General features: G+C 72.5%; 7 protein-coding genes and 1 pseudogene. 3 read left to right on the forward strand and 5 right to left on the reverse strand.

Features of this window, described 5'->3' with window-relative positions:
- The 3 genes and pseudogenes from QZ753_RS08705 to QZ753_RS08715 all read right to left on the reverse strand — a co-directional run.
- Window positions 1-789 (reverse strand): annotated as a pseudogene (locus tag QZ753_RS08705) (error-prone DNA polymerase); the annotation flags it as partial.
- Window positions 786-2,390 carry a DNA polymerase Y family protein gene (locus QZ753_RS08710; RefSeq protein ID WP_294642837.1) on the reverse strand — a complete coding sequence of 535 codons (1,605 nt, stop codon included), beginning with the start codon at window positions 2,388-2,390 and terminating at the stop codon, window positions 786-788. The pseudogene QZ753_RS08705 and the gene QZ753_RS08710, both read right to left, overlap by 4 nt.
- Window positions 2,359-3,399, reverse strand: coding sequence for a hypothetical protein (locus tag QZ753_RS08715; protein WP_294642839.1), 1,041 nt, complete (start codon window positions 3,397-3,399; stop codon window positions 2,359-2,361). Before QZ753_RS08715 ends, QZ753_RS08710 begins: the two co-directional genes overlap by 32 nt.
- Before the next feature lie 279 nt (window positions 3,400-3,678).
- Here QZ753_RS08715 and QZ753_RS08720 point away from each other — a divergent pair, with 279 nt between their 5' ends.
- The 3 genes from QZ753_RS08720 (at window position 3,679) to QZ753_RS08730 (ending at window position 5,866) form a co-directional block, all read left to right on the forward strand.
- Complete coding sequence (locus QZ753_RS08720) at window positions 3,679-4,347, forward strand: L,D-transpeptidase (RefSeq protein WP_294642841.1); 669 nt, start codon at window positions 3,679-3,681, stop codon at window positions 4,345-4,347.
- A gap of 43 nt (window positions 4,348-4,390) precedes the next feature.
- Window positions 4,391-4,813, forward strand: coding sequence for a metallopeptidase family protein (locus tag QZ753_RS08725; RefSeq protein ID WP_294642843.1), 423 nt, complete (start codon window positions 4,391-4,393; stop codon window positions 4,811-4,813).
- 192 nt (window positions 4,814-5,005) lie between these two features.
- Window positions 5,006-5,866: an MOSC N-terminal beta barrel domain-containing protein gene (locus QZ753_RS08730; protein ID WP_294642844.1), complete on the forward strand. Its 861-nt coding sequence runs from the start codon at window positions 5,006-5,008 to the stop codon at window positions 5,864-5,866.
- A gap of 74 nt (window positions 5,867-5,940) precedes the next feature.
- Here QZ753_RS08730 and QZ753_RS08735 read toward each other — a convergent pair whose 3' ends face one another.
- Together QZ753_RS08735 and gndA are read right to left on the reverse strand one after the other, a co-directional pair.
- Window positions 5,941-7,263, reverse strand: a complete 1,323-nt coding sequence (locus QZ753_RS08735) for a PQQ-dependent sugar dehydrogenase (RefSeq protein WP_294642845.1) — start codon at window positions 7,261-7,263, stop codon at window positions 5,941-5,943.
- A gap of 146 nt (window positions 7,264-7,409) precedes the next feature.
- Window positions 7,410-8,381: NADP-dependent phosphogluconate dehydrogenase (gndA, locus tag QZ753_RS08740; protein ID WP_294642847.1), on the reverse strand; the 972-nt coding region annotated here is incomplete at its 5' end.

An 8,381-nucleotide genomic window follows, 5' to 3' on the forward strand; every position in this document is an offset into this window, starting at 1 on the left:
GATCGCCGGCTCGAAGCCGCGAAACAGGCGCAGCATCTCGCCCTCGTGCTTCAGGCGGCGCTCCGCATGGGCCGAGAGGATCGCCCGGCCGGCTCCCGCGAGCGGCGCGTGCTCGCGGATCGCCGCCACGACGTCGGCGAGCGGGCGCCGCTCGGCCGCGTGGAACAGAGCGTCGTTGGTGGCGAGAAGCGGTGTGCCCCACGTTCTGGCCAGCGCCGCCGCCCGGCCGAGGCGGCGCGCGTCGCCCCCGTCGTGGCGCGGGGCGACGGCAAGGCGGACGGCGCGGGGAAAGGCCGCCCGCAAGGGTCCGAGCGCCGCCTCGAGCCGCTCGGTGGCGCCCGTCCCCGTCGGTCCGTCGCGCCCGAGCCCGTCGGGAGCGAGGACGGCGAGGTTGATCCCCTCGCCCCGTTCCAGAAGATCGGGAAGGCGCAGGATGCAGTCGCCCTTGCGAGCCCGCAGGTTGCCGGTGGTCAGGAGGCGGCAGAGCTGCGCCCAGCCGGCGCGGTCGCGCGGATAGGCGAAGACGTCGGGCGTCGCGTCGGCAAAGACCAGCCGCGCGCCGGGACGGAAGGGAAACCGCTGCACCCGCGCCTGCCCGTGCGCGCGCACCACGCCCGCCACCGTGTTGCGGTCGGCAAGGCCGAGCCCGCCGAGCCGCAGCGCCTCGGCCGCCACCACCATCTCGCCGGGTTTGGAGGCGCCGCGCAGGAAGGAGAAGTTCGAGGCCGCCCCGATCTCGCAGAAGCCGGGACCGGGCGCGAGCGGCTCGACCGGCGGCTCGCCGCTCATGCGAAGAGACCGTGCAGGAACCAGCCGGACGGTGCGCCCTCGCCCGCACCCTGGCGAAACAGCCAGTAGCGCCGACCGGCCTCGTCCTCGACGCGGAAGTAGTCGCGGCTCGCGCCCACGTCCCCGAGCCACCATTCGGGCGCGATGCGCTCGGGACCCTCGATCCGGCCGACGCGGTAGAAGGCGCGGCGCCAGCGGAACTGGCGGATCGGCCCGTCCGGCACCTCGGCCGTCGCCTCCACCGCTTCCGGCCGGGCGAAGAGGCGCAAGGGGCGCGGCGCGAGATCGGCCTCTGCCCCGAAACCGCCAGCCCCGACCGGCGCGACGCGCCGCTGCGCGGCCTCCGGCCGATGCCGGTCCTCGGGCGCGAAGGCGAACACCGCCGCCTCGCCGAGCCGCGTCCCCAAGCGATCGATCAGCGCGCCGAGCTCCTCGGCGGGCCGCGCGCCCGCGTCCTCGAGATCCTCCTGCCGGTCCGCCATCGCGTCCGCCGCCAGAACCGACAGGCGCAGGAGGTCGAAGCCGAAGCCGGCGTCGATCTCGTCCCCGCAGGCCTTCAGGCGCTCGGCGAAGAGACGCGCGATCCGGGCGGGATCGCGCAACGGGGCCCCCGAGCGCACCGGGAGGCGCTCGACATGGCCGTCGACGCGAAACAGCGCGAGTTCCGCCTCGCGCAGGCCCTCGCCGCGCTCGGCGAGTGTCTCGCACAGCCGGGCGGCGAGGTGCGTCGCGATGCGCAGGATGTCCTCGGGCAGGCTCACCGGCTCGAACAGGCGGCGCTCGCGGATGAGGAGCGCGACCGCGCGCCGCGGCTCGATCGGGCGGCGGGCGGCGCCCGTCGCCTCGTCCAGCCGGCGGGCGATGTCGGGCCCGAAGCGGCGGTGGAGGGCGGCGCGCGGCAGGGCGAGGAGATCGCGCACCCGGCGAAGGCCGAGCCGATGGAGCCGTGCGGCGGTCTCGGCGTCGAGCCGCAGGCCGCTTTCCACGGGCAGGCCCTCCACCGCGGCGCGCTCGTCTCCGCTCGCCACGAGGCGCGCCGCCCCGGCCACGCCGACGCAGGCGCGCGCCGTGCCGGGATGGGCGGCGACCGCCGCCTCGACCGCAAAGCCCTGGCGTTCCAGCCGCGAGACGAGATCGTCGCAGAGGGCGCCCGCCCCGCCGAAAAGGTGGGACGCGCCCGTCAGGTCGAGCACGAGGCCGTCGGTGCCGTCGAGGGCGACGAGCGGCGTGTAGCGGTCGCACCAGTCGGCCACCGCGTCGAGGAGGCGCCGGTCGGCGGCCGCGTCGGCCGGCCGGTAGTCCACGTGGGGAAAGCGGGCACGCGCTTCCGCAAGGCCGAGGCCGGGCACGAGGCCGAGCGCCTCGGCGCGCTCGCACGAGGATACGATCCGCTCGGCCCGGTCCTCGCGGGCGAAGAGCGCGAGCGGCGGGATGTCGGCCTCCGGCCTGTCCGCCCCCTGCCCCGCCTCCGGTGGCGCGTATCCCCTGCCCGCGTCCGGCGGAGAGTATCCCCTGCCCGCGTCCGGCGGGCGGTGCCCGTTGCCCGCGCCGAGCGGCACGGGCAGGAGGTCAGGCAGCGCCGGAGCGTCGGTGCGCGGCATCCTCCCCCGCCGCGCCGCCGCGAAGGGACCGCAGCGCCACGATCGCCCCAGTTCCTCGCGTCGGATCCGGTCGCTGGGCAGCCGCGTCAGCCGAAGCGCCAGGAATTCGCCCGGCCGCGCGCCGGAGGGGGTCGTGGTCGAGGAAGCGTCGGTCATGGGGATCCCACTCCAGGCAGAGCGTTCGGGGCGGCAGTCCCCGCGCCTTTTCAAGCGACAGGGAAAAACGGGGGCAGCCGATCAAGGGCAGCGATTCCAGCCCCGGCACGGGGGCGGCGCGCACCGGCTCGACCAACACGCGGACGGGGGCGGCGGTGGCTTCCGGCTCGCCACCCTGGCGCAAGAGCATCACCGCGCCGCCCGCCTCCCGGGCGCGGGTGTGGAGGCGCCGCGTCCCCTCCAGCCCGAGAAGCGCCGGATTGCCGCGCAGTTCGACCACGACCAGCGCGGCGGCGCCCGAACGCGCAGCCTCCTCGCCCGCCCAGGCCGCATCCACGATGCGCCGGGCGCGCACCACGACCAGGGCATCGGGGTCGAGACCGAAATGGGCGAGCCCCTCGCGATAGGGCATGCCGCCCTCGGCGAGCGCATCGGCCGCCGCAATCCAGAGGAGCGGACGGCGCGCTGAGGCGCCGAGGCGGATGCCGAGCGCCAGCGCGAAGCCGACGCCCGCCCCGCCGTCGCGCATGGCGAGCGTGCGCGCCTCCAGAAGCCCCGCGCGCGGCAGCCCGCCTCCGAGCGCGGCGTCGAAGGCCGGCGCGCCCAAGGCAAGTCGATCGTCGTTGTTGGGTTTTTCGTCCTCGCCATCCGGCACGCCGCGCGCGAACGGCGCCCCTTCGATCCGCCCGATCGCCTGGCGCAGCGCCGAGAGCGTCGCAGCGCGCCCGCGGTCGGGGCCGCCATCCGGGCCCAGCCTGGCGCCTGCGGCCGCATCGGTTGCGGTACAGCCTTCATCCGTTGTATTTCGGGGCTCCAAGCCCGGTCGTCGTCGCGATCCATTGGTCCAGGTCATGCCGGTCTCCATCGGCCGATGGGTTCATGGCCGCCTTCGTGTTCCTCATATGTTCTAGGAAATTTCCGAGTCGCCCCCCGGAGTCAAGGAGACGGCATCCAAGATTATTTTCCTGTTGATAGGGAACGAATTCCGGTGGACGACGCTGGTCCGTCGTTGGTCCGCCGCCGTAGCGTCACGATCGCGTCAGGACCTGCGATGCAGCGTTGCGGTGTGGCGCGGCTGACAGGCAGGAGGAGCCATCCGACCCGTTTTTCACCGATCCGAAGACGCCCGCCCATGTCCCTGACCCGCCGATCCCTCCTCGCCGGCGCCCCGCTGTTTCTCGCCGGCTGCGTGTCCGGCCGCCTCGGCGACGTCGCGCCCACCGTGCCCAAGCGCGTCGTCGACCCCTATTATCTAGCGATGTACGCGCCGGTGACGGGCGAGCCCTTCCCGGTTCCCGCTCCCGACCTGACGAAGATCGACCCGCGCTTCTACCGGCAGGAGGTCGCCTACCGGAGCGACGAGATCCCCGGCACGCTGATCGTCGATACGCCTGCGCGCTTCCTCTATCTGCAGCTGGAAGGCGGCCGAGCGCTGCGCTATGGGGTCGGCGTCGGCAAGGCGGGCCTCGCTTTCGAGGGCGAGGCCCGCGTCCAATACAAGCGCGCCTGGCCGCGCTGGCGCCCGACCGACGCGATGATGGCGCGCGAGCCCGCCCGCTACGGGCATCTCTCCGCCGGCATGGAGCCGGGGCCGACCAATCCGCTCGGCGCGCGGGCGCTCTACCTCTTTCGGGGCGGCGAGGACACGCTCTACCGCATTCACGGCACCAACGAGGACTGGTCGATCGGCCAGTCCGTCTCGTCGGGCTGCATACGCCTCCTCAACCAGGATGTGATCGACCTGCACCGGCGCGTTCAGGACGGCACCAAGGTCGTGGTGCTGCAGGGCGCGATGGCTTAAGACGCGGGGGCACGGACGAGAATCCGCCAGGGAGGAGAGCGGCATGGGCCAGAAGGACCAGACCGGCGACTGGGGACGCAGGCTGTCGCCGAGCCTCGAGGAGATCGAGGCGCTGGCGATCGAGGCCTATGCGGCTTTGCCGTCCGAGTTCCGCGCCCTGTCGGGCGAGATCCGCTTCCACGTCGCCGACTTTCCCGAGGACGAGGTTGTGGAGGAGATGGGCCTCGAAAGCCCCTTCGACATTCTCGGCCTCTTCGAGGGCCGCGCCGTCGGCGCGCTCGGCACGCCCCAGACCGGCGAGATGCCCAACCGCATCCTCCTCTACCGCCGCCCGATCCTCGACTATTGGGCGGAGCACGAGGAAAGCCTCGGCACGCTGGTCGCCCATGTCCTGATCCACGAGATCGGCCACCATTTCGGCCTGTCGGACGACGACATGGAAGCGCTGGAGGCGGCGACCGACTAAGAGCGTCCGACAGAACCTCGGGGCGGAGGGCTGGCGAGGGATTGGGTATCAAGGCGAGAAGCCCGAGCGCAGCCCGTGCCGCGCATGGACCAGGCATCGGCGATGACGCCATGAAGCCGAAGACCCGTCAGGCCGGCCCCGCAAGGTTCCGTCGGACGCTCGAAGGACAGATTTCCAGAAGAGGAACGACCGATGCAGGTCTCGACGCTTGCCATCCATCCGGTCAAGGGCGGGCGCGCCCGCCATCCCGCCAGCGTGCGGCTCGAGCCGATGGGGCTCCGGGGCGACCGGCGCTGGATGCTGGTCGATGCCACGGGGCGCTTCCTGTCGCAGCGCGAGCATCCGCCGCTCGCGCTCCTCGACGCCGAGCCCGACGAGGACGGGCTGCACCTGTCGTTTCCCGGCATTGGCGGGTCGGATGGCGGCGAGCGCTTCGTGGCGGCGCCGGACGGCGAGGAGCGCGTGACGGTCACCGTCTGGAGCGACACCGTGGACGCCGCCGCCGCCGGCGCCGACGCGGATGCCGCCCTGTCGCGATGGCTTGGCCTCCCCGTGCGGCTCGTCCATTTCGACGCGCGCTCGCAGCGCACCGTCTCGCGCGACTGGACCGCCGAGGACCATCCGGTCGGCTTTGCCGACGGCTTCCCGCTGCTGGTCGCTACCACTGCCTCGCTGCGCGATCTCAACCGGCGGATCGTCGCCGCCGGCGGCGAGGCCGTGCCGATGAGCCGCTTCCGGCCCAACGTCGTGATCGACGGCACCGAGCCTTTCGCCGAGGACGGCTGGGCGCAGATCGCGGTCGGCGACGTGGTGCTCGATCTCGTGAAACCCTGCGCGCGCTGCGCGGTGACGACGGTCGATCAGGACGAGGGCCGGCGCACGGGCAAGGAGCCGCTCTCGACGCTTGGGCGCTTCCGCCGGTCCGGCGTCCAGCGCGCGCCGGGCGTCCTGTTCGGCTGGAACGCCGTGGCACAGGGCGCCGGCACGCTTCGCGTCGGCGACCCCGTGCGCATCCTGGAGACGCGTGAGGGCGGCTGGCCCCTCGCGCTCTGACCGCCGCGAAACGACGATGGCCCGGAACCGGCTGTCCGGTCCCGGGCCGTCGTCTCGTCCCTCTCTTGCGGGGATCAGGCCTTGGTCAGCCGCACGATCGTCGAGCCGCCGCCGCCCCGCGTCTCGGTCACGGCATAGACCGCCCCGTCCGGCCCGACCTTGACGTCGCGGATGCGCGCTCCGAGCGGCACGCGCTCTTCGGTCGCGACCCGGCCCTCGTCGTTCATCCGCAGCACCACGAGCCCTTGCGTAACGAGTCCGCCCGCGAGGATCGCGTTGTTCCATTCCGGGAACTCGTCGCCGGTGTAGATCGCCATGCCGGAGGGGCCGATGACCGGATCCCAGTAGTAGACCGGCTGCTCCATGCCGTCCTTCGCCGTGATCCCCTCGCCGATCGGCGCGCCGCCATAGGCGATGCCGTAGGTGATCACCGGCCAGCCGTAGTTCTTGCCGGCCTCGGGGCGGTTCAGTTCGTCGCCGCCGCGCGCGCCGTGCTCGATCGTCCAGACGCGCCCGTCCGGCCCGAGCACCGCCGACTGGATGTTGCGATGGCCGTAGCTCCAGATCGCATCCTGCGCACCCTCACGGCCGACGAACGGGTTGTCCTGCGGGATGGACCCGTCGGCATTGATGCGGAACACCTTGCCGAGGCCCGAGTCGAGGTTCTGCGCCTGATCGCGGATCGGCTCGTCCGAGCGCTCGCCGACGCCGAGGAAGATCTTGCCCTCGTTGTCGAAGACGATGCGCGAGCCGAAATGCTTGTCGCCGTCGTAGCTCGGCATCTGCTGGAAGATGACCTTCATGCCCTCGAGCTTGGCCGAGCCGTCCGCGGTCGTGAGCTTGGCGCTGGCGAGCGCCGTGCCGTTGCCCTCCGCGCCGCGCGGCTCCGAGAAGGTGAAATAGATCATCCCGTCGGAGGCGAAGTTCGGCCCGACCGCCACGTCGAGCAGGCCGCCCTGGCCGGCCGACGCCACCTCGGGCACGCCCGCGACCTCGATCGGCTCGCCCTCCTGCCCCATCGCGGGCAGGATCATCAGCTTGCCTTCCTTGGCGGTGACGAGCATGCGCCCGTCCGGCATGAACTCCAGCGCCCAGAGGTTGGGCAGGCCTTCGGCCACCGTCTCGGTGGTCACCTCGGGGATGTCGGTCGGCTGGGGGGCGCGGGTCTGGCCGGCAAAGGCCGGCTTCTGGTCGGGGGCGTTGGCCGCCTCCGTCTCGATCGGCTGGCCGGCGGTCGCCCCTTGCGTCGAGGAGGCGGTGCCCGTGGCCGGCGCGTTGCCGTCCACATGGGGCAGGCGTTCGCCCTGGCTGTTGGTGTCCTGCGCCAGGGCGCCGGTGGCGAGCAGTGTGCCGGCCAGAAGAAGGCCGAGGCCGCCGGATCGGGGGGTCAGTCGCATCGTCGCGTTCCTCGTCGTCGAATGAGATCGAAGACCGGAGCGGTCTTCACATCGACGGCGAAGTAATCGGACGCGAAGGGCGGGCAACGCCGCTCCCGTTTAGTTGACGAAACGTGAGCGGCGTTGCGGCGAAATGGCAGCGGCCCTCAGGCCTGCGGCCATCGGTGGTGGAAGACGCCCTCGCGGTCGAGGCGGCGGAAGGTGTGGGCGCCGAAGAGGTCGCGCTGGCCTTGCGTGAGGTTCGTGGTGCCGCGCGCCCGGCGGTAGTCGTCGAAATAGGCGAGCGCCGCCGACAGCGCCGGCACCGGAATGCCGGCGAGCGAGGCCTTGGCGACGACGCGCCGCAGCGCCTCTTGGGCCCCCTCGATGCGGCTCGTGAAGCTAGGCGCGAGCAGCAGGTTGACGACGTCGCCCGCCGCGTAGGCTTGGCTGATGTCGTCGAGAAAGCGCGAGCGGATGATGCAGCCGGCGCGCCAGATGCGCGCGATCTCACCAAGCGGCAGGTTCCAGCCGAACTCCTTCGAGGCCTCGGCGAGCGTCGCGTAGCCCTGCGCATAGGCGATGATCTTGGCGGCGACGAGCGCGCTCTCAAGCTCCGCCAGACCCTCGTGGTCGGCGTGGAACTCGGCGCGCGCCGTCCGCACGCTGCCGAAGATGCGCGCCGCCTCCGCCCGCTCGGCGCGGCGGGACGAGATGCCGCGCGCCGAGACCGCCGCCTCCAGCGTCGTCGCGCCGACGCCGAGCTTCTGCGCCTCGATCACCGACCAGCGCCCGGTACCCTTCTGGCCGGCTTCGTCGACGATCTCATCGACCAGCGCCCCGCCGGTCTCGGGATCACGCTCGGCCAGGACGAGCGAGGAGATTTCGATGAGGTAGGACTGGAGGTCGCGCGTGTTCCAGTCGGCGAAGATGTCGGCCATCTCCTGCGGCCGGAGCCCGACCGCATCGCGCAGGATGCCGTAGATCTCGGCGATCATCTGCATGTCGGCATATTCGATGCCGTTGTGGATCGTCTTGACGAAATGGCCGGCGCCGTCGGGGCCGAGCCAGTCGACGCAGGGCGAGCCGTCGAACTTGGCGGCGATCGGCTCCAGCAGCGGCTTCAGGCGCTCCCACAC

This window comes from uncultured Aureimonas sp. (assembly GCF_913775355.1).
In the GTDB taxonomy this organism is placed as follows: Bacteria; Pseudomonadota; Alphaproteobacteria; order Rhizobiales; family Rhizobiaceae; genus Aureimonas.

Coding starts and splice junctions, on each gene's coding strand:
- QZ753_RS08710 (WP_294642837.1), bottom strand. CDS start 2,390: ATGCCGCGCACCGACGCTCCGGCGCTGCCTGACCTCCTGCCCGTGCCG.
- QZ753_RS08715 (WP_294642839.1), bottom strand. CDS start 3,399: ATGACCTGGACCAATGGATCGCGACGACGACCGGGCTTGGAGCCCCGA.
- QZ753_RS08720 (WP_294642841.1), top strand. CDS start 3,679: ATGTCCCTGACCCGCCGATCCCTCCTCGCCGGCGCCCCGCTGTTTCTC.
- QZ753_RS08725 (WP_294642843.1), top strand. CDS start 4,391: ATGGGCCAGAAGGACCAGACCGGCGACTGGGGACGCAGGCTGTCGCCG.
- QZ753_RS08730 (WP_294642844.1), top strand. CDS start 5,006: ATGCAGGTCTCGACGCTTGCCATCCATCCGGTCAAGGGCGGGCGCGCC.
- QZ753_RS08735 (WP_294642845.1), bottom strand. CDS start 7,263: ATGCGACTGACCCCCCGATCCGGCGGCCTCGGCCTTCTTCTGGCCGGC.